The organism is Pseudomonas sp. R3-52-08, assembly GCF_003851745.1.
GTDB lineage: Bacteria > Pseudomonadota > Gammaproteobacteria > Pseudomonadales > Pseudomonadaceae > Aquipseudomonas.
In genome coordinates, this window is the sequence record NZ_CP027730.1 from 1,119,964 (window position 1) to 1,140,135 (window position 20,172).

A 20,172-nucleotide genomic window follows, 5' to 3' on the forward strand; every position below is an offset into this window, starting at 1 on the left:
TTCAGGCATTTGTTGCAAAGATCTACAATCCAGCCGCTTTTACCGCTAGTCTGCGGACATCTGCAGTGCCGACAACAGCCTTCTACAAGAGCCCGGCGATGACTGATCTGTCCCGAATCCAAGGGCCTGCCAGCGCGGTGATTCCGACCCTGGAAGGCCGTTTCTACAGGCCGCCGCTGCCTGATGGCTACGTGCTGCGCCCCCGCCTGTGCGAACGCCTGGGCGCCGGCCTGGAAGGGCGACTGTTGCTGGTCAGCGCGCCGGCGGGGTTTGGCAAGAGTTCCCTGGCGGTGGAGTTCTGCCAGAGCCTGCCCACTCACTGGCAAAATCTGTGGCTGGGCCTGAGCCCACGGGACAGCGACCCTGGCCGTTTTCTCGAGCGCCTGCTCGAAGGCTTGCGCCAGTACTTCCCGCAACTCGGCGCCCAGTCCCTGGGCCTGTTGAAAATGCGTCAGCGTCACCAACCCTTCGCCTTTGAAGAATGGCTCGATGGTCTGCTCGATGAGCTGACGGTGCACCTGTCTGTCCAGGCGCCGCTGTTGCTGGTGCTGGATGACTACCACCTGGCCCAGGGGCCGGTGCTGGACCGTTGCCTGCAGTTTTTCCTCAATCATTTGCCCGCTGGCCTGGTGGTACTGGTCACCAGCCGCCAGCGCCCGGACTGGCACCTGGCGCGCCTGCGCCTGTCGCGGCACCTGTTGGAATTGCATGAGCAAGACCTGCGCCTGACCCATGACGAATCCCTGGCTGTGCTGGACCGGCACAGCAGTTCGTTACGTGGCGAGGCCCTGGAAAACCTGATTCGCCGCAGCGAGGGCTGGGTCGCCGGGCTGCGCTTCTGGCTGCTGGCGGCCTCCGAGGCCGGCAATGACGGCGCCCTGCCGCAGGGCCTGAACGGTGGCGAAGGGCTGATTCGCGATTACTTGCTGGAAGAGGTCATCGACTGCCTGCCTGCGGAGGTGCAAGCGTTCCTGTACGACACCGCGCCCCAGGAGCGCTTTTGCAGCGAGCTGTGCGATGCGGTCCGCGAGGCCCATGACAGCCCGGAAATCCTGCGCTACCTGCAGGCCCATCAGGTGTTTCTGGTGCCGCTGGATGAACACGGTCACTGGTACCGTTATCACCATTTGTTTTCCGACCTGTTGCGCGCCCGCCGCGAAAAGAGCGCCACGTTACCGTTGGCCAGTCTGCACCTGCGCGCCTGTCGCTGGTTCAACGCCCAGGGCCTGATCGATGAGGCGGTGGAGCAGGCGCTGCGGGCCGGGCACCTGGATGTGGCGGCGAACCTGGTGCAGAACCTCTCTGAAGAACAGCTGCTGGCCGAGCAGAATGTCGGCATGCTGCTGCGCTGGAAGATGGACTTGCCCGACAGTTTGTTGATCAGCACCCCGCGCTTGATCGTGCTCTACAGCTGGGCGCTGGGGCTGGCGTGCCAGTTGGATGCGGCGCAGGAGCTGTCCGGCTACCTCAGTCGCTTCCTGCCGGCGCCGTCGGCCACCGCGCAAAAATCCATGCTTGCCCAATGGCTGGCACTGAGCGGGATCATCGCCCGTGGGCGAGGGGACCGCGAACTGACTCAGCGCTATTGCAACGAGGCGCTGGAGAGCCTGCCGCACAAGCGTTACGGCCAGCGTTTGATGTGCCTGTCGACCCTCTCCAACCTGGCCATCGTCGATGCCGATCTGTGGCGGGCTCGTGGCCTGAACCGCGAATCCCTGGAACTGGCGCAGCGCGTCGGCAACCCGCTGTTTGAAGCCTTGGCCCATTACGACCGGGCGCGGGTGCTGCAGGCGCGGGGCGAGATCCTGCGCGCCCTCGACGAAGTGCGCCAGGGCCTGCTGCGCCTGCAGGGGCTGGCACCCCAGCGGCTGTACGCCGTACGCGCGCGGTTGTCGTTGTATGAAGGCTACCTGCTGCTGCTGCGTTACCAGCCCGAAGCCGGGCTTGCGCGTTTGCGTGCTGGCCTGACCGAAGCCCGTGCCTGCCGGGATATCAGTGTGCTGATCGGGCATTGCGTGATCGCCAGCTTCGAAGGGCGGCGAGGCGATTTCTCCGCTGCCTTTGCCGAGTTGGCCGAGGCTGAGCGCTTGATGCATATCTGGGACGTGCCGCCGATCTACTACCTGGCGATGATCACCCTGATCAAATGCGAGCTGTGGCTGGCCCAGGACCGTACCGACCTGGCCGATGCCTGGTTGACGCGGCTGGGGCAAACCTACACAGGCGAGCAGGCGGCCGCCGCACCGGAGTTTCATCCGCACTTGCCGCAACATGTGGAGCTGCAACAGGCCGCGCTGGACGCCATTCGCCATCAACCCGATAGGGCATTGCGACGGCTTGATGACCTGGCGCAACAGGCGCTCGGCAGTGGCCGCCAGATGATTGCCCTGATGGCGCTGACCCAGCAGGCCCAGGTGCTGCTGGCGTGTGGCCAGGAAGCCAAGGCCAGGCCGGTATTGGCCCGCGCACTCGAAGCCGGCGCGGGCGGCGCGTTGCAACCGTTCCAGCGGTTGCTCGAGGACTATCCGGATTGGCTGCGCGAGCAGTTGGGCAAGCCGCCCCATCAGCCGTTGCACCAGGCATTGCTGGCGCTGCTACCGGCAGGCGCCGTCGTCGCGATCGCGCCTCACCATGAAACCCTGAGTACACGGGAGCTGGCGGTCCTGCAGTTGATTGCCCAAGGCTGTTCAAACCAGGAGATCAGCAACCAGCTGTTCATTTCCCTGCATACGGTGAAAACCCACGCCAGCCATATCAACAGCAAGCTGGGCGTGGAGCGCCGCACCCAGGCGGTGGCGCGGGCCAAGTCGATGGGCTTGCTGGGCTGATTGCGTCACCGTTCACTGCGCGCTCGGGCACTGCTTCAGGGACGAGCCTGCGGCGCGGTTGATCAGCGCGGCGAAGCGCTTGAGGTTGTTCTGGTGCGCCACCACCACGTCATCGATGCTCGGGCCCGCCGGTGACTGCAAGGTCGAGCGGCAGGTCAGCGCAGGGCGATCACCGCCGCCAGCCGGCCTGAGGCGCCAACGCACGTCAAGCAGCGCGTATTGCCCAGGCACCGAATCGAAGCGCTGCACTTCCACGCGCAACGACACGGCTTGCCGGGTATCGCTGCCGGCCAGCTGGTCGACCAGCGCGCTCTTCAGCTCATCGGCGAGGGTGGCGGCCCACCACTGGGTTTCCAGGATCGCCAGGCCACTGTCGCCCTGGCGGATCACGATCTGCGCACGGTCAACCTGGGGCGGCACGCTGATGCTTTCAATGCTGATGCCACCCCCCTCCGTGCGAGTGGCGTTATCCCAGTGCGCCGGGGTCAGGGTATGGAATGCAATCGGCTCGCTGCGGCATGCCGCGAGCAATAGCAGGGCGGTCACCAGGGTGATTTTCAACGGCACTGTCATGGCGGCTCCAATGGTCATTTGCGGGGTGGCCCTTGCAGGTCAAGGGGCGCGGCATTATCGGCGCGACCGCGAATCAGCGACTCCGGATGCCGGCCCAGGTAATCCGAAAGCTCGCGCAGGGAGCGCGACATGCGCGCCAGTTCATCCAGAGTCTGGGTCAGTTGTTCGCGCTGCGGCGAGTCTTCGGCCAGGGTGGAACTGGCCGACTGCAGGGTCTTGCTCACGTCGCCCAGGGTCGTCTGCACACCGGGCAGGGTCTTGGCATTGAATTGCGCCAAGCCCTTGCGCAGCTCGACCAGGCTGGCATCGAGATTGCCGGCGATACGCTCGACCGGCAGTTGGCTGATCTTGTTGACGATGCCTTCGAATTTCTCTTGCAGTTGTTCCAGGTTGCCGGGAAGGGTGGGGATGCCCACGGGGCGCTGGTTCGGGTCAAACGCGACTTTCTCGGCCTTGGGGTAGAAGTCCAGGGCGATGTACAGCTGACCGGTCAGCAGGTTGCCGCTGCGCGCCTGGGCGCGCAGGCCGTTTTCGATGAAGCTGCCGATCAGGCGTACGCCGGCCGCTTCATCGTCAGGGTTATTGTTCATCGCCTTGAGCAGCTTGGTGTGCGCCTGGCCGAGCAATTGCGGGTAGATCACGATGCCGACGTTGACCGGGAAGCTGCGTTTTTTGGCATCGAAATCCAAGTTGATCGAGACCACTTTGCCAAACTCGACGCCGAGGAATTCCACCGGTGCGTCGACTTTCAGCCCACGCAGGGCCTGATCGAAGCGCAGCACCATGTATTGCCCCTTGCCATTGGGCGGGGCGAGGGCACTTTGCTGGTCTTCGAACAGTTCAAAGTTGCGGTTTTCCTCGGCAGGCTTGTCGTTGGGGTTGTAGGGCGGAGCCTGGAAGGAGACGCCGCCCATCAACATGGACGACAACGATTCGGTCTTCAGCGCGAAGCCATTGGCGCCGACGCTGAGGTCGACACCGCTGGCATTCCAGAAGCGCGTGTTCTCGGTGACATACGCGTCATTGGGCGCATGCACGAATACCTCGATATTCACGCCCTTGCCCTCGCTGTCCAATTCATAGGCAACAACCTGGCCGACCGGGATTTTGCGGTAATAGACCGGCGAACCGATATCCAGCGACCCCAGGCCCTGGGTATGCAGGGTGAAGCGTTTGCCTGGCTCGCCATAGGTGATGGGCGGCGGGTTTTCCAGGCCTATGAACTGTTTGGCGCGGGTGTCGGACTGGCCGATATCGGCACCGATGTAGTCGCCGGAGAGCAAGGTGTCGATGCCGGACACGCCGCCGGCGCCGATGCGCGGCCGCACCACCCAGAATTTCGAATCTTCGCGGGTGAAGCTCTCCGCCTGCTTGGCCAACTCGACGGTGGCGTTGACGCTTTTCTGGTCATCGCTCAAGGCGACACCGGTGACCTGGCCGATGACCACGTTGCGGTACTTGACCTCGGTTTTGTTGGCGACCAGCCCGCTGCCGGTCTTGAAGTTGAGGGTGATGGTCGGGCCCTGTTGCAGCACGCTATGGACCACCAGGGAGATACCCACCAGCACGGCGACAATCGGCACGATCCATACCAGCGAAACGCTGAAGCGACGCGTCTTGATCACGGGGGTTCCCGCAGGGGTGTCAGCATCAGCCTTGGATGAGCTCATCCGAGGTCTCCTCATTGTGTGGATTTTCCCAGATCAGCCGGGGATCGAAACTCATGGCCGCGAGCATCGTGAACACGACCACCAAACCAAAAAACAGAATGCCCAGGCGCGGCTCGATGTCGCCCAGGGCCTGGAACTTCACCAGCGCGGCCACCAGTGCCACCACGATCACATCCAGCATCGACCAATAGCCGATCAGCTCGATAAACCGAAACAGCTTTGAGCGTTCCTTGCGCGCCCACTGGCTATTGCGTTGCACCGTGATCAGCAGCAGCCCCAGGGACACGAACTTGATGCCCGGCACGGCAATGCTGGCGATGAAAATGATCAGCGCAATGTCCCAGGCGCCATGCTGCCAGAATTCCAGCACGCCGCTCATGATGGTGCTGTCCGCCCCGGAGCCGAGCATGGTGGTGTTCATCACCGGCAATATGTTCGCCGGCACATAGAACGTCAGTGCCGTGAGCAGGTAGGCCCAGGTGCGGGTCAAGGACTGAACCTTGCGCCGGTGCAAGGGGGCGCCGCAGCGATCACACTCGGTGGGTTCGCTGCGCATGTCGCACGGCTGGCCGCAGGTGTGGCACAGGCACAGGTTGAGTTCGCGGGCGGTGGGCGGTGAATTCATAGGGTGTCCCACAGATCACGCACATCGCGCCCGGCGATGCGGATCAGCAAAAGGCTGAGGGCGGCCAGCGCGAACAGGCCGATGCCGGGTATCACATCGAGCATGCCGGCCAGCTTGAAGACCGCCACCATCGCGCCCAACAGGCACACCTCCAGCATGCTCCAGGGCCTGAGGGCTTCCAGCCAGCGCATGCACAGCTTGAAGGCCGGTGAGCGCCTGCCGGAAAGGGCAAAACTCAACACCCAGATCAGCAGCAGTAGCTGAAACACTGGTGCGATGATCATGGAAATCGCTGCCACCAAAGCGATGAATGTGATCGGCCCCTGGCTCAGCGCAACCACCGAATCCCAGAGTGTCGCGCTGTTCTTCAGGCCCTGCAGGCTGATGCTCATCACCGGATAAAAATTGGCGAACGCCCACAGCACCGCAGCGGTGAGCGTCAACGCGAGACGCTGTTGCACCGACAGGCCGTTGTAGCGCTGCAGTACCCCGGCGCAGCGTACGCACAGGGCTTTCTGATGTTTGGCGAGCGTGACTTTCTGGTACACGCAGTCGCAGTGTTCGCAGATGATCTGTTGATTCGCCATGCGTGTTGCTCCAGATGCGACTGCCTGCGGTGTGGGTCATGCCGTGGGTTCAATGGCGTTTGCGTAGCTTAGCAGCCTCGCAGGCTGTAAGACGATGAAGAACGGGGTTGTGGCTGCGGCGTGACGTTACTCACTCCAGGGCATGGTCCGGATACATGCCTGGGCGAGGCGTAAGAATCCTTTTGTGCGTGCTTGATTGATGAGCGTCGGCCCCATTTGAATCCCCTTGGCTCAGGCGAAAGTCGCTATGCTTTGTTACACCAGCAAGCGGCGCCCACGGAATTTTTACCGCTTGCCATGTTCCAAACCCGGCACAGGTCCGTTGCCCATGTCCTCTGCATCACAGAATGCAAAAGTAGGAGCTTCCTTCATGTTCACTCCGCGTCGTCTGCTTGTTGTCGCCACCGCCGTAGCCCTGTTGTCCGGCTGCGCTTCACCCAACCCTTATGACGGCAGCCAGGGACAGGCCGGCAATGGTTCCGAAAGTGGCATGAGCAAAACCGCCAAGTACGGCGGCCTCGGCGCGCTGGCCGGGGCATTGGCCGGTGCGGCCATCGACCATAACAACCGTGGCAAGGGCGCGCTGATCGGCGCAGTCGTTGCGGGTGCCGGCGCCGCCGGCTATGGCTACTACGCCGACCAGCAAGAGAAAAAACTGCGCGAAAGCATGGCCAATACCGGAGTTGAAGTGCAGCGCCAGGGTGACCAGATCAAGCTGATCATGCCCGGCAATATCACCTTCGCCACCAACTCCGACGCCATCTCCAGCAGTTTCTACCAGCCGCTGAACAACCTGGCCAACTCCCTCAAGCAGTTCAACCAGAACACCATCCAGATCGTCGGCTACACCGACAGCACCGGCAGCCGTCAGCTGAATATGGACCTCTCCCAGCGCCGTGCGCAGAGCGTGGCCAACTACCTGACCTCCCAGGGCGTCAGTGCCGCCAACCTGAGCGCACGCGGCGCCGGCCCGGATAATCCGATCGCCAGTAACGCTGACGTCAACGGCCGTGCCCAGAACCGTCGGGTAGAAGTGAACCTTGGCCCGATCCCAGGCCAGCAGTACGGCCAGCCGGGTGCCCAGCAACAGGCGCCACAACAGAACAACCAGTTCCAGGGCAACCCGTACTCGCAGTACCAGTAAACAACCGCCACGAAAAAGGGCGCCGTGCAGCAATGCACGGCGCCCTTTTTTTGGCTTGCGGTTACATCAGTCGATGTATTCGAACACCTTGACGATTTTCTGCACTCCGGACACACCCTGTACCAGGTTGGCGGCGCGAGTGGCTTCAGCCTGGGTCAACAGGCCCATCATGTAGACGATGCCATTGTCGGTGACGATCTTGATACGCGAGCCCGGAACGGCGCTGTCGGTGAGCATCTGCGCCTTGATCTTGGTGGTCAGCAAGGCATCGTTGCTGATGGCCAGCAGCGTGATCGGGTCCATGACCTGCAGTTCGTTGTGCACCTTCTTGACCCGTTGCACCGCCGAGGCGGCCTGTTCAGCCTGGGCCTTGAGTTCGGCGCGCGGTGTTTGCCCGGCCAGCAGCACGACGCCGTTGAAGCTGGTGACCACAATGCGTGACGCGCCATTGCCCAGGTCCGTAGCCGCTTTGGCGACGTTGACCTTGACCTTGGTTTCAATCAGCGAGTCGTCGATGGTGCTGCCGAAGGTACGTGTACCCCGGTCATCCTGGATGGGGGTGTCCCGTGTAGCGGTGATTGCCGTACTGCAGCCGCTGATGGCGAGGCACAGCGTGATGGCCAAAAGGCTGAGGCGATTAACGGTCATTCTTCACTCCCGAACAGTTGGCTGTCGATCAGATCGCACAGGCAGTGGATCGCCAGCAGGTGGACTTCTTGAATGCGTGCAGTGACAGTGGCCGGAACGCGAATCTCCACGTCCTCAGGCAGCAGCAACGAGGCCATGCCGCCGCCGTCGCGCCCGGTCAATGCTACGACAATCATTTCGCGATCATGTGCGGCCTGGATCGCTTGAATGATGTTCGCCGAGTTGCCACTGGTGGAAATCGCCAGCAACACATCGCCCGGCTGGCCGAGGGCACGGATCTGTTTGGAGAAGATTTCGTTGTAGCTGTAGTCGTTGGCGATCGAGGTGATGGTCGACGAATCGGTGGTCAGGGCGATCGCCGGCAGGCTCGGACGCTCGCGCTCGAAGCGGTTGAGCAGCTCGGAGGAGAAATGCTGGGCGTCACCGGCCGAGCCGCCGTTACCGCACGAAAGCATTTTGCCTTCGTTGAGCAAGGCGTTGACCATGACCTGACTGGCTTGCTCGATGTGCGGTGCAAGTACGTCCATCGCCTGTTGCTTGGTGTCGATGCTGGCCTGGAAAAGCTGGCGAATTCGGGATTGCATGTCCATCTGTGTGACCTTAATGAGCGCGGCTGTTTGGCACAGAAATGTGCAGCCCGCAAAGCAAAGAGCAAAAGTGTGGGGTGAAGGTGCCGGGTGAGTCAGCTGTCGAAGGCATCTTTGAGCCAATTCAAGTCAGTTGGACCCGACGGCGTGCTTTCCATGGCAACCACATCGAAACGGCAGGGGCTGTCGGCCCAGCGATGCTCTTTTTGCAGGAAAAACTGCGCGGCGAGTATCAGCTTTTGACGCTTGCGCCCATCGATACTGGCGAGCGCGCCACCCCATTGTGCGTGTTTTCTGTAGCGGACTTCGACGAATACTACTGTATCGCCGTCAAGCATGACCAGATCCAGCTCACCGCGTTTACATAACCAGTTCTGCGCCAGAAGGCGCAGACCCTGTTGTTGCAGATAGTTCAGCGCGTAGCGTTCGGCATCCTTGCCGCTTTGTGCGCTGGACCGCTCGGGCATCAGCGCGGGGTATCCGGCAGGCGCTGGATCTCGCCACCCACGAACTTCGCCCACGGCATCTGACGGTCAACGCGCTGGTTGGCGCTGATGCCCAGGTTACCGGAGAGGCCGTCGACACGGGTGTCCGGCAACGCCTTGAGCTGGCCCAGGCGTGGCGCCAGGCGATAGGCATCGACGCCCATCGCATACAGGCGGCCCAGGCTGCCATTGGCTTGCGGCCATTGTGCGGCGACCTGGTTGCGCAGTGGGTCGGTGGTGTTGAGCAACCAAGGGGTTTCGCAGAACATCACGTTGGTCATGTCCAGGTACTGGTTGCGGTCGCCACTGGCGCTGAAGACGTGGGACGTCGCATAGACAGGCACGTCACCGGCGTATTGGAAGTTCAGGGTCGGCTTGATCTGCTGGGCCAGTTGCGGGGTGACGGCCAGGAAGATGAACTCGATGTCCTGGCGACGCGAAGGCTGGGCGGCAACGTCAGTGCCGACGGTGTTTTGCAGGCTCTTAGCGCGGCCTTCGCTTTTGCGCAGCTGGAACAGGTCGGCGATCTGCTGGGCCAGGGCCACAGGCTGATCGACATACTCGACACCCATGACGGTGCCGCCGTTGGCTTCCCAATCCTGACGGAAAGCTTTGTAGACACGCTCGCCCCATTCGCCACGGGGCACCATGGCGGCGGCGCGATGCAGGCCGTCGGCACGGGCGCGGCGCGACACTTCACGGGCTTCGTCTTCAGCGGCCAGGCCGAACTGGAACAACTGCGCCGGGGCTTGATCGCCTTCGCTGTAGTTCAGCGCCAGGGTGGTGATCGGCAATTGCGGACGTGCACTGAGCTGTTTGACCAGTGGCTTTTCCAGCGGGCCAACCACCAGCTGCACGCCGGCAGCCTGGGCCTTGGCGTAGAAGTCGTCGATGGAGGTCAGCCGCGAGCTGTCGTAGAACTCAATCACCGGCGGCTTCTGCCCGGCCTGTTCGGCCTGGTAGTGAGCGGCCATGAAGCCTTCACGCAATGCCTTGCCGACCGACGCCAAGGCGCCTTCCTGCGGCAGCAGCAGGGCGATCTTGGTCAGCGGCTGGCTGGCCAGTTCCTTGAGTTTGGTCAAGGGCGTTGGCAATTGCACGGCCGCCGGATGGCCCGGGTTGCGCGCGCGCCAGGTGTCGATGGCGGTTTGTTGCTGCTCCAGCGTGCCGGCGCCCTTGACCGCCTGGGCCAGGGTGATCCAGCCGTCCAGCGTCGGGTTGCCGGTGGCTTGCAGCTGCTCGGCGGGCAGAGCGGCAATCAACACCCAGATCGCTTCGTGGGTGCTGTTGGCGGCGTCACCGGTGAGCAGCGGCGCCATGGCGACACGCTCCCGCGCTGCCGCCAGGGTCTGGCCGTCGGCTTCATAGGCGCGGGCATGCACGGTGCCGGTGCGCACTTGTTGATCGACCGGCAGCTCCTTCAGGCTTTGCAGGCTGGGGTGGTTCAGCGCCGTCAATGCAGCCTTGGGCTGGTTGCGGGTCATCGCCAGCTCGGCGGCCAAGGTGCTGGCGAACACTTGCGCGGCCGGTTTCAGGACATCCAGGGGCACCTGCGCAAGAATCTGCGAGGAGCGGCCGGGGTTGTTCTGCTGGTAGGCCAGGTCAGCCGCACTCAGGCGCAGCAATGCGGCCTTTTCTGGCGTCTTGGCGGCCGTAGCCTGTTCGAGCAGTTGCTCGATACTGGCGTCGGGCGTGCGTGGTAGGTCGCCAAGGCTGGACGAGGGCGAGCTGGCGCAAGCGGCCAGCAAGGCAGCGAGGCAGAGGGCGGAGAGCAGCCGCAGGCAAGCGATCATGTAAGTGTTCCTGATACCGATCAAATTAGCGTGGAAGTGTACCCAAGCACTGGCCCAGGCGCGATGTTCGTGGCGTGAAACCGTGGATTTAGGTCGTGCAATTGTTGCGTTTTACTGACAATGGCTGAAACGACATCCGCCGTGACGGCATATTTTCAGCGCGTTGACGCGCTACAATGTGGCTTTTGCCAACCATCGAGGTGTGCGTTTTGACTGCTCCAGGTCCTTTGAATTCCACTGCAGGCTCGCTTTTTGTCGTGGCGACGCCCATTGGCAACCTGGACGACATCAGTGCCCGGGCATTGAAAGTGTTGCGCGAGGTTAAATTGATCGCGGCGGAAGACACGCGACACTCCCAACGGTTGATGCAGCATTTTGGAATCCCCACGCCACTGGCGGCCTGCCATGAACACAACGAGCGCGAGGAGGGCAGCCGTTTTATCACCCGTTTGCTGGCAGGTGATGATGTTGCGCTGATCTCCGATGCGGGCACGCCGCTGATTTCCGACCCGGGCTACCATCTGGTCCGCCAGGCGCGCGCCGCTGGTATCAATGTAGTGCCTGTTCCAGGCGCGTGCGCGCTGATTGCAGCATTATCTGCAGCGGGCTTGCCGTCGGACCGCTTTATCTTCGAAGGCTTCCTGCCCGCCAAGACGGTAGGGCGTCGCGCGCGTCTGCAGGCGCTGAAGGAAGAGCCGCGCACCTTGATTTTCTACGAAGCTCCGCACCGCATCCTGGAGTGCCTGCAGGACATGGAGCTGGTGTTCGGCGGAGCGCGCCTGGCGCTGCTGGCTCGCGAGTTGACCAAGACCTTTGAAACCCTCAAGGGCCTGCCGCTGGAAGAACTGCGCGGGTTTGTCGAAGGCGACAGCAATCAGCAGCGCGGAGAGTGCGTCGTGCTGGTGGCCGGCTGGACGCCTCCAGAGGATGAAGATGCAGTCGGCAGCGAAGCCATGCGCATCCTCGATTTGCTGCTCAAGGAGATGCCGCTCAAGCGGGCTGCCGCCCTCGCCGCGGAAATTACCGGGGCGCGCAAGAATGTGTTGTATCAGGCGGCGCTGGATAAACAGAAAGCCGAATAGTTCCGGGGCCGGGCCGGTGTTTCGTCCGAAGGTGATGGCAATGCTGCACTTTTAATACTTGTCCTGAGGCCGTCGTGCCGTTAACCTGCGCGGCGGAGAGTCGATTGGACAGTCGCTGCCCTCTATGAAAATTAGGGGGGGGAGGAAAGTCCGGGCTCCATAGGGCGAAGTGCCAGGTAATGCCTGGGAGGCGTGAGCCTACGGAAAGTGCCACAGAAAATAACCGCCTAAGCACTTCGGTGCCGGTAAGGGTGAAAAGGTGCGGTAAGAGCGCACCGCACGACTGGCAACAGTTCGTGGCTAGGTAAACCCCACTTGGAGCAAGACCAAATAGGGTCCCAAGGCGTGGCCCGCGCTGGGACCGGGTAGGTTGCTAAAGATGTCCAGTGATGGCCATCGTAGACGAATGACTGTTCAAGACAGAACCCGGCTTATAGATCGACTCTCCACCTTTTTCCTTCTGCCTGAACCTCGGGCAGAAAACCCGGTAGTAACGCAAGAATCCCTCCTTGCCAAATCATTGGCAGATGCGTCTTCGTAATACCAAAAAAATCTTACTCTTAATAAATTACTTTAACTCTGGGCCATAGTGCTTTGAGTTATTTGTGCTTGTTGAGTCAAAAACCACGCTGAACTCGGGTTTCTCCTCCCGTTACGCTCGTAAATCTCCGTTCTGTAAGGCTTTTCCTTGTATCCGCGCCTTGACGGTGTGGTGGGCGCATTCCTATAGTGTGCGCAAGTGGCGGAAAGTGGCACGAAGTGGGTTTTTTGAACGTAAAACGCTAAAAATTGGAGAAACGCACCTGTGTTTCGCGGAGCTAACGCTATCAGTCTCGATGCAAAAGGCCGTCTCGCCATGCCGAGCCGGTATCGTGACGAGCTCATTTCGCGAAGTTCGGGGCAGTTAATCGTCACGATTGACGCGGTTGACCCTTGTTTGTGTGTTTACCCCCTCGATGAGTGGGAGTTGATTGAAACCAAATTGCGCGCTCTGCCTTCATTGCGTGAAGAAAACCGCCGCCTGCAGCGTTTGCTGATCGGTAATGCCGTCGACCTTGAACTCGATGGCAGCGGTCGTTTCCTGGTGCCGCCGCGTTTGCGCGAATACGCCAGGCTCGACAAGCGCGCAATGCTGGTAGGCCAACTGAACAAGTTCCAATTGTGGGACGAAGATGCCTGGGATGCTGTTTCTGCAGCTGACTTGGCTGCTATTCAACAACCGGGCGCCATGCCTGATGAACTGCGTGATTTGATCCTGTGACTATTGATAGCGGCTTTAACCACATCACCGTACTGCTTGACGAAGCCGTTGAGGCTCTCGCCGTACGCGCGGATGGCTGCTATTTGGATGGCACCTTCGGCAGGGGCGGGCACAGTCGGTTGATACTCAGCCAGCTCGGGCCCAACGGTAAACTCCTCGGGTTCGACAAAGACCCTCAAGCGATTGCCACCGGGCAAGCGCTAGCGGCCGAAGACGGCCGCTTTGTCGTTGTGCAGCGCAGCTTTGCCGAGCTGGGCGCCGAAGTCGCCGAGCGCGGCATGGCGGGCAAGGTGGCCGGGATTCTGCTCGACCTCGGCGTGTCTTCGCCGCAGCTCGATGACCCGGAGCGCGGCTTCAGCTTCATGAACGATGGCCCCCTCGACATGCGCATGGACCCTACCCGTGGCGTCAGCGCCGCGCAGTTCATCGCCACCGCGCCGGTGGAAGAAATTGCCCGGGTGTTCAAGGAGTACGGCGAAGAACGCTTCGCCGGTCGCATGGCCCGCGCCGTGGTCGAACGCCGCGAAATCCAGCCGTTCGAACGCACCGCTGACCTGGCCGAAGTGCTGAAGGTCGCCAACCCTGCATGGGAGAAGGGCAAGAACCCCGCTACCCGCGCATTCCAGGGCCTGCGCATTCACGTCAACAACGAATTGGGCGATCTGGAGGCTGGCCTCGAGGCTGCCCTGGACGCGTTGGAAGTGGGCGGTCGCCTGGTGGTGATCAGTTTCCATTCCCTGGAAGACCGTATCGTCAAACTGTTCATGCGGCGTCTGGTCAAGGGCGAGTCCGACAACCTGCCGCGCAATCTGCCGGTGCGTTTCGAAGCCTTTGTACCGAAAATCAAAATCCATGGCAAAGCACAGTTCGCCTCCGAAGCTGAACTCAAGGCCAACCCACGTTCGCGCAGCGCCGTCATGCGCGTCGCGGAGAAGTTGCGGTGAGCAAGCTTTTCGCCAAACCCCTGCCGGGCGGCAGCTTCTTTATGTTGCTGCTGTTTATCGGCGTGCTGGTGTCCGCGATTGCGGTGTCCTACAGCGCGCATTGGAATCGTCAATTGCTCAATACCCTCTATGGGGAATTGAGCGTGCGCGACAAGGCGCAGGCGGAATGGGGCCGGTTGATCCTGGAGCAGAGCACGTGGACGGCCCACAGCCGTATCGAAGTGCTGGCCACCGAACAACTGAAAATGCACATTCCGGGCGCGGCCGACGTACGCATGGTGGCGCCATGATGAAACTTGAAGGCGCACTCTACCCATGGCGCTTCCGCCTGATGCTCGGCTTGCTGGCATTGATGGTGGGTGCGATCGTCTGGCGGATCTTCGACCTGCAGGTCGTCGATCGTGACTTCCTGATCGGCCAGGGCGATGCCCGTAGCCTGCGGCATATTCCGATTCCTGCGCACCGCGGCCTGATTACCGACCGCAACGGCGAGCCTCTGGCCGTGAGTACCCCGGTGACCACCTTGTGGGCCAACGCCAAGGAACTGCAGGTAGCCAAGGACAAGTGGCCCGAACTCGCCGCTGCCTTGGGGCAAGACCGCAAAGCGCTGACCGAACGCCTGGAAGCCCAGGCCAACAAAGAATTCATCTACTTGGTTCGCGGGCTCACCCCCGAACAGGGTCAGCAAGTGCTCGACCTGAAAGTTCCGGGTGTCTATGGCATCGAGGAATTTCGTCGTTTCTACCCGGCCGGTGAAACCACCGCGCACATGGTCGGCTTTACCGATATCGATGACCATGGCCGCGAAGGTGTCGAGCTAGCCTACGACGAATGGCTGGCCGGCGTTCCCGGCAAGCGCCAGGTCATCAAGGACCGGCGCGGCAGGCTGATCAAGGATGTTCAGGTCACCAAGAACGCCAAGGCCGGCAAGCCCTTGGCGTTGTCGATTGACTTGCGTCTGCAGTACCTGGCCAACCGTGAATTGCGTAACGCGATCATCGAAAACGGCGCCAAAGCCGGCAGCCTGGTGATCATGGACGTGAAGACCGGCGAGATTCTCGCCATGGTCAACCAGCCGACCTACAACCCGAACAACCGTCGCAACCTGCAGCCGGCGATGATGCGCAACCGCGCGATGATCGACGTGTTCGAGCCGGGTTCGACCATGAAAGCCATCTCCATGAGTGCCGCCCTGGAAACCGGACGCTGGAAGCCCAGCGACAAGGTCGAGGTGTATCCAGGCACTTTGCAGTTGGGCAAATACACCATCCGCGACGTGTCGCGCACCGAGGGCCCGGTGCTGGATCTGACAGGCATCCTGATCAACTCCAGTAACGTAGGTATGAGCAAGGTCGCCTTCGATATCGGCGGCGAAACCATCTACCACCTGGCGCAAAAAATCGGCCTGGGCCAGCCCACCGGGCTCGATTTCCCAGGTGAGCGCGTCGGCAACCTGCCGAACTACCGCGACTGGAAAAAGGCCGAGACCGCCACTCTGTCGTACGGCTACGGCCTGTCGGTGACCGCGATCCAACTGGCCCATGCGTTCTCGGTATTGGCGAATAATGGCCGAATGGTTCCGCTGAGCCTGATTCACGTGGACGAAGCGCCGAAAGCCACCCAGGTGATCCCGGAAAAAGTCGCCAAGACCATGCAAGGCATGCTGCAACAAGTGATCGAGGCGCCGCGTGGCGTATTCCGCGCCCAGGTGCCGGCCTATCACGTGGCTGGCAAGTCTGGTACTGCGCGTAAAACCTCAGTGGGCACCAAGGGTTATGCGGAAAATTCCTACCGTTCATTGTTCGCCGGTTTCGGCCCGATGAGCGATCCGCGCTACGCCATCGTCGTAGTGATCGATGAACCGAGCAAGGCCGGTTACTTCGGTGGCCTGGTCTCGGCGCCAGTGTTCAGCAAAGTGATGTCCGGCACCCTGCGCCTGATGAACATCACGCCGGACAATCTTGCGCCAACCCAGCAAGCGAATGCCGCACCCCCGGCCGCTGCTGTAAAAGCCAATGGAGGGCGCGGCTGATGTCTCTTAGCCTGAACAAGATTTTTGCCCACGCCGGCCGCGATCTGCTGATTCGCGAGTTGAGCCTGGACAGCCGCAACGTGCGCGCCGGTGACCTGTTCCTGGCCGTGCCCGGTGGCAAGTTCGATGGCCGTGCGCATATTGCCGACGCCCTACAACGTGGTGCTGCCGCTGTTGCTTATGAAGTGGAAGGCGCTACTGTGCTGCCGATCACCGATGTGCCGTTGATTCCAGTCAAGGGCTTGGCCGCGCAGTTGTCCGACATTGCCGGGCGCTTCTACGGTGAACCGAGCCGCCACCTGAACCTGGTGGGCGTGACCGGCACCAACGGCAAGACCAGCGTGACTCAACTGGTCGCCCAGGCCCTGGACCTGCTGGGTCAGCACTGCGGCATCGTCGGTACCCTGGGCACCGGCTTCTATGGTGCGCTGCAAAGCGGCCTGCACACCACGCCGAACCCGATTGCCGTGCAGGCGACCCTGGCCGACCTGAAAAAGGCCGGCGCCAAGGCGGTTGCCATGGAAGTGTCGTCCCATGGTCTCGACCAGGGCCGTGTCACGGCCCTGGCGTTTGACGTGGCGGTGCTGACCAACCTGTCCCGCGACCACCTCGATTACCACGGCACCATGGACGCGTATGCAGCGGCCAAGGCCAAGCTGTTCGCCTGGAATCACCTGAAGTGCCGGGTCGTGAATCTGGATGATGCCTTCGGTCGCCAACTGGCAGCTCAAGACAGCGAAGCGCGCTTGATCAGCTATAGCCTGGAAGACACCCGTGCGTACCTGTACTGCCGCGAAGCCCAGTTCAGCGACGAGGGCGTGCGCGCCACCCTGGTAACGCCACAAGGCGAGCACCATTTGCGTAGCACGTTGCTCGGGCGTTTCAACCTGAGCAACGTATTGGCAGCCATCGGCGCCTTGCTCGGCCTGGATTACGCCCTCGACGAAATTCTGAAAGTACTGCCCAAACTGGAAGGCCCGGCCGGCCGCATGCAGCGCCTGGGTGGCGGTACGCAACCGCTGGTGGTGGTCGATTATGCCCACACCCCTGATGCACTGGAAAAAGTCCTGCTGGCCCTGCGCCCGCACGCCAAGGGCAAGCTGTTGTGCCTGTTCGGCTGCGGCGGCGACCGTGATCGCGGCAAGCGTCCGTTGATGGCCGAGATCGTCGAGCGCCTGGCCGACGGCGTGCTGGTGACCGACGACAACCCGCGCAGCGAAGACCCCAGCCGGATTTTCGACGATATACGCGAAGGCTTCAAAGACACTGCCAACGTCACGTTCGTGGCCGGTCGCGGCGCAGCCATCGCCCAATTGATCGCCGGTGCCAGCGCGGATGACGTGGTGGTGCTGGCTGGCAAGGGGCATGAGGATTACCAGGAAATCAACGGCGAGCGCCATGCCTTCTCCGATCTGGTCGAGGCGAGTCACGCCCTGACCGCCTGGGAGGTCGCCCATGCTTAAGCCGATGACCTTCAGCGAACTGGCCCAGGCGTTGTCGGCCCGGGTGCTGTCGAGCGATTGCACGTTCGACGGCGTCAGTATCGACAGTCGCAATATCCAGCCCGGCCAGCTGTTCATCGCACTCACAGGCCCGCGGTTTGACGGTCACGACTACCTGAACGACGTCGCCGCCAAAGGCGCCGTGGGTGCCCTGGTGCAACGTGAAGTGGCGCACGCGACGTTGCCGCAGCTGCTGGTCGCCGATACGCGGCTTGCGTTGGGTCAACTGGGTGCGCTGAACCGTGCCACTTTCGACAAGCCGGTTGCCGCCATCACCGGCTCCAGCGGCAAGACCACCGTCAAGGAACTGTTGGCCGGCGTACTGCGCACGCGCGGGCCGGTACTCGCCACCCGGGGCAACCTGAACAATGATTTCGGCGCACCGCTGACCCTGCTCGAACTGGCCCCGGAACACACGGCGGCAGTCATCGAACTGGGCGCTTCCCGCGTCGGTGAGATTGCCTACACCGTGGCGCTGACCAAGCCCCATGTCGCGGTTATCAACAATGCCGGTACCGCCCATGTCGGTGAATTCGGCGGCCCGGAAAAAATCGTCGAAGCCAAGGGTGAAATTCTTGAAGGCCTCGACGCTTCGGGCACCGCGGTACTGAATCTTGACGACAAGGCCTTCGAGACCTGGCGCGTACGCGCTGCCGGTCGCAAGGTGCTGACCTTTGCCGTGCGCAGCGCCGCAGCCGATTTTCATGCCAGCGACATCACCGTTGATGCGCGTGGTTGCCCGTCCTTCACCTTGCACACGCCGCAAGGCAGTGAACACGTGCAACTGAACCTGCTGGGCAACCATAACGTCGCCAACGCCTTGGCCGCTGCCGCTGCCGCCCACGCCCTGGGTGTGTCGCTGTTCGGCATCGCCACAGGCTTGGGCGCGGTGCAGCCGGTCAAAGGACGCACTGTCGCGCAATTGGCCACCAACGGCATGCGCGTGATCGATGACACTTACAACGCCAACCCGTCTTCCGTTAACGCCGCCGTGGATCTGCTCAAAGGCTTTGATGGCCGCAAGGTGCTGGTACTTGGCGACATCGGCGAATTGGGCGACTGGGCTGAACAAGGGCACCGCGAAGTCGGCGCCTATGCCGCCGATAAGGTCGACGCGTTCTACGCCGTCGGCCCGAACATGGCGCACGCGGTAAACGCCTTCGGCCCTGGCGCGCGGCATTTTGCGACCCAAGGCGAATTGATCCAGGCGTTGGCTGCGGCTGAACACGACACACACACAACCATTTTGATCAAGGGATCGCGCAGCGCGGTGATGGAAAACGTCGTCGCAGCCTTGTGTGGCTCAAGTACGGAGAAACATTAATGCTGCTGCTGCTGGCTGAGTATCTGCAACAGTTCCACAAAGGCTTCGCGGTCTTTCAGTACCTGACCCTGCGCGGGATCCTGGGTGTGCTGACCGCGCTGTGTTTGTCGCTGTTTCTGGGGCCGTGGATGATCCGCACCCTGCAGAACCTGCAAATTGGTCAATCGGTTCGCAATGACGGCCCGCAGTCGCACCTGTCCAAGTCCGGCACCCCGACCATGGGCGGCGCGTTGATCCTGTCGTCCATCGGCGTCAGCACCGTGCTCTGGGCCGACCTGCATAACCGCTACGTGTGGGTGGTGCTGCTGGTGACCCTGCTGTTCGGCGCCATAGGCTGGGTCGATGACTACCGTAAAGTGATCGAGAAGAACTCCAAGGGGCTGCCGAGCCGCTGGAAGTACTTCTGGCAATCGGTATTCGGCCTGGCGGCGGCGATCTTCCTCTACACCACCGCACCAAGCGCTGTGGAAACCACCTTGATCATCCCAATGCTCAAGGATGCCAGCATTCCACTGGGCATCGGTTTCGTGGTGCTGACCTATTTCGTGATCGTCGGCTCCAGCAACGCGGTCAACCTGACTGATGGCCTCGACGGCCTGGCGATCATGCCGACGGTGATGGTCGGCGGCGCCCTCGGCATTTTCTGCTACCTGTCGGGTAACGTGAAGTTCGCCGAGTACCTGCTGATTCCCTACGTACCGGGCGCGGGTGAGCTGATCGTGTTCTGCGGCGCGCTGATCGGCGCCGGCTTGGGCTTCCTGTGGTTCAACACGTACCCGGCACAAGTCTTCATGGGCGACGTCGGCGCACTCGCACTGGGCGCGGCCCTTGGCACCATCGCGGTGATCGTGCGCCAGGAAATCGTGCTGTTCATCATGGGCGGTGTGTTCGTGATGGAAACCCTGTCGGTGGTCATCCAGGTGGCTTCCTTCAAATTGACCGGGCGCCGTGTATTCCGAATGGCGCCGATTCATCACCACTTTGAACTCAAGGGCTGGCCCGAGCCACGCGTGATCGTCCGTTTCTGGATCATCACCGTGATTCTGGTACTGGTCGGCCTTGCCACCCTGAAACTGAGGTAGAAACG

Annotated in this window: 18 protein-coding genes and 1 other RNA gene; 11 read left to right on the forward strand and 8 right to left on the reverse strand. The window is 61.8% G+C overall.

What is annotated here, in order from left to right; all coding sequences use genetic code 11:
- Positions 1–98 precede the first annotated feature (98 nt).
- The gene (locus C4J91_RS05100) at positions 99–2,828 is read left to right on the forward strand and encodes a LuxR C-terminal-related transcriptional regulator (protein WP_124361343.1); all 2,730 of its coding nucleotides are present in this window, start codon (positions 99–101) and stop codon (positions 2,826–2,828) included.
- 12 nt (positions 2,829–2,840) lie between these two features.
- On the opposite strand, the gene C4J91_RS05105 is transcribed toward C4J91_RS05100, so the two are convergent.
- The 4 genes from C4J91_RS05105 to C4J91_RS05120 are packed head-to-tail and all read right to left on the reverse strand — an operon-like array spanning position 2,841 to position 6,283.
- The gene (locus C4J91_RS05105) at positions 2,841–3,401 is read right to left on the reverse strand and encodes a membrane integrity-associated transporter subunit PqiC (protein ID WP_124361344.1); all 561 of its coding nucleotides are present in this window, start codon (positions 3,399–3,401) and stop codon (positions 2,841–2,843) included.
- A gap of 14 nt (positions 3,402–3,415) precedes the next feature.
- Positions 3,416–5,071, reverse strand: a complete 1,656-nt coding sequence (locus C4J91_RS05110; protein WP_124361345.1) for an intermembrane transport protein PqiB — start codon at positions 5,069–5,071, stop codon at positions 3,416–3,418.
- Positions 5,052–5,696: a paraquat-inducible protein A gene (locus C4J91_RS05115; protein WP_124361346.1), complete on the reverse strand. Its 645-nt coding sequence runs from the start codon at positions 5,694–5,696 to the stop codon at positions 5,052–5,054. The genes C4J91_RS05110 and C4J91_RS05115 overlap by 20 nt, the downstream gene beginning before the upstream one ends.
- A complete protein-coding gene (locus C4J91_RS05120; protein WP_124361347.1) occupies positions 5,693–6,283 on the reverse strand; it encodes a paraquat-inducible protein A in 591 nt (196 codons plus the stop codon). The genes C4J91_RS05115 and C4J91_RS05120 overlap by 4 nt, the downstream gene beginning before the upstream one ends.
- 370 nt (positions 6,284–6,653) lie before the next feature.
- Between C4J91_RS05120 and C4J91_RS05125 the strand changes: the two genes are divergently transcribed.
- A complete protein-coding gene (locus C4J91_RS05125) occupies positions 6,654–7,427 on the forward strand; it encodes an OmpA family protein (protein ID WP_057724610.1) in 774 nt (257 codons plus the stop codon).
- 66 nt (positions 7,428–7,493) lie between these two features.
- Here the strand turns inward: C4J91_RS05125 and C4J91_RS05130 are convergent, their stop codons facing one another.
- From C4J91_RS05130 to C4J91_RS05145, 4 genes are all read right to left on the reverse strand, one after another.
- The gene (locus C4J91_RS05130; protein WP_124361348.1) at positions 7,494–8,075 is read right to left on the reverse strand and encodes a BON domain-containing protein; all 582 of its coding nucleotides are present in this window, start codon (positions 8,073–8,075) and stop codon (positions 7,494–7,496) included.
- Positions 8,072–8,665, reverse strand: a complete 594-nt coding sequence (locus C4J91_RS05135) for a phosphoheptose isomerase (RefSeq protein ID WP_024073509.1) — start codon at positions 8,663–8,665, stop codon at positions 8,072–8,074. Before C4J91_RS05135 ends, C4J91_RS05130 begins: the two co-directional genes overlap by 4 nt.
- A gap of 92 nt (positions 8,666–8,757) precedes the next feature.
- Entirely contained in the window at positions 8,758–9,129 is a 372-nt protein-coding gene (locus C4J91_RS05140) for a YraN family protein (protein ID WP_124361349.1), read from the reverse strand.
- Positions 9,129–10,940 carry a penicillin-binding protein activator gene (locus C4J91_RS05145; protein ID WP_124361350.1) on the reverse strand — a complete coding sequence of 604 codons (1,812 nt, stop codon included), beginning with the start codon at positions 10,938–10,940 and terminating at the stop codon, positions 9,129–9,131. Before C4J91_RS05145 ends, C4J91_RS05140 begins: the two co-directional genes overlap by 1 nt.
- 176 nt (positions 10,941–11,116) lie before the next feature.
- Here C4J91_RS05145 and rsmI point away from each other — a divergent pair, with 176 nt between their 5' ends.
- The 9 genes from rsmI to mraY all read left to right on the forward strand — a co-directional run bounded on the left by rsmI (position 11,117) and on the right by mraY (position 20,167).
- Positions 11,117–12,022 carry a 16S rRNA (cytidine(1402)-2'-O)-methyltransferase gene (gene rsmI, locus C4J91_RS05150; protein WP_164484510.1) on the forward strand — a complete coding sequence of 302 codons (906 nt, stop codon included), beginning with the start codon at positions 11,117–11,119 and terminating at the stop codon, positions 12,020–12,022.
- 96 nt (positions 12,023–12,118) lie between these two features.
- An RNA gene (rnpB, locus tag C4J91_RS05155) (RNase P RNA component class A) lies at positions 12,119–12,472 on the forward strand.
- 355 nt (positions 12,473–12,827) lie between these two features.
- Complete coding sequence (gene mraZ / locus C4J91_RS05160) at positions 12,828–13,283, forward strand: division/cell wall cluster transcriptional repressor MraZ (RefSeq protein WP_124361352.1); 456 nt, start codon at positions 12,828–12,830, stop codon at positions 13,281–13,283.
- Positions 13,280–14,227: a 16S rRNA (cytosine(1402)-N(4))-methyltransferase RsmH gene (rsmH, locus tag C4J91_RS05165; protein WP_164484511.1), complete on the forward strand. Its 948-nt coding sequence runs from the start codon at positions 13,280–13,282 to the stop codon at positions 14,225–14,227. Before mraZ ends, rsmH begins: the two co-directional genes overlap by 4 nt.
- A complete protein-coding gene (gene ftsL, locus C4J91_RS05170; protein WP_124361353.1) occupies positions 14,224–14,517 on the forward strand; it encodes a cell division protein FtsL in 294 nt (97 codons plus the stop codon). The genes rsmH and ftsL overlap by 4 nt, the downstream gene beginning before the upstream one ends.
- Complete coding sequence (locus C4J91_RS05175; RefSeq protein ID WP_164484578.1) at positions 14,517–16,259, forward strand: penicillin-binding protein 2; 1,743 nt, start codon at positions 14,517–14,519, stop codon at positions 16,257–16,259. Before ftsL ends, C4J91_RS05175 begins: the two co-directional genes overlap by 1 nt.
- Positions 16,259–17,722 carry a UDP-N-acetylmuramoyl-L-alanyl-D-glutamate--2,6-diaminopimelate ligase gene (locus tag C4J91_RS05180; protein WP_124361355.1) on the forward strand — a complete coding sequence of 488 codons (1,464 nt, stop codon included), beginning with the start codon at positions 16,259–16,261 and terminating at the stop codon, positions 17,720–17,722. Before C4J91_RS05175 ends, C4J91_RS05180 begins: the two co-directional genes overlap by 1 nt.
- On the forward strand, positions 17,715–19,085 hold the full coding sequence (murF, locus tag C4J91_RS05185; protein ID WP_124361356.1) for a UDP-N-acetylmuramoyl-tripeptide--D-alanyl-D-alanine ligase: 1,371 nt from the start codon (positions 17,715–17,717) through the stop codon (positions 19,083–19,085). The genes C4J91_RS05180 and murF overlap by 8 nt, the downstream gene beginning before the upstream one ends.
- Positions 19,085–20,167 (forward strand): phospho-N-acetylmuramoyl-pentapeptide-transferase, encoded by a 1,083-nt coding sequence (gene mraY / locus C4J91_RS05190; protein ID WP_124361357.1) that lies wholly within the window; start codon positions 19,085–19,087, stop codon positions 20,165–20,167. The genes murF and mraY overlap by 1 nt, the downstream gene beginning before the upstream one ends.
- Positions 20,168–20,172 lie beyond the last annotated feature (5 nt).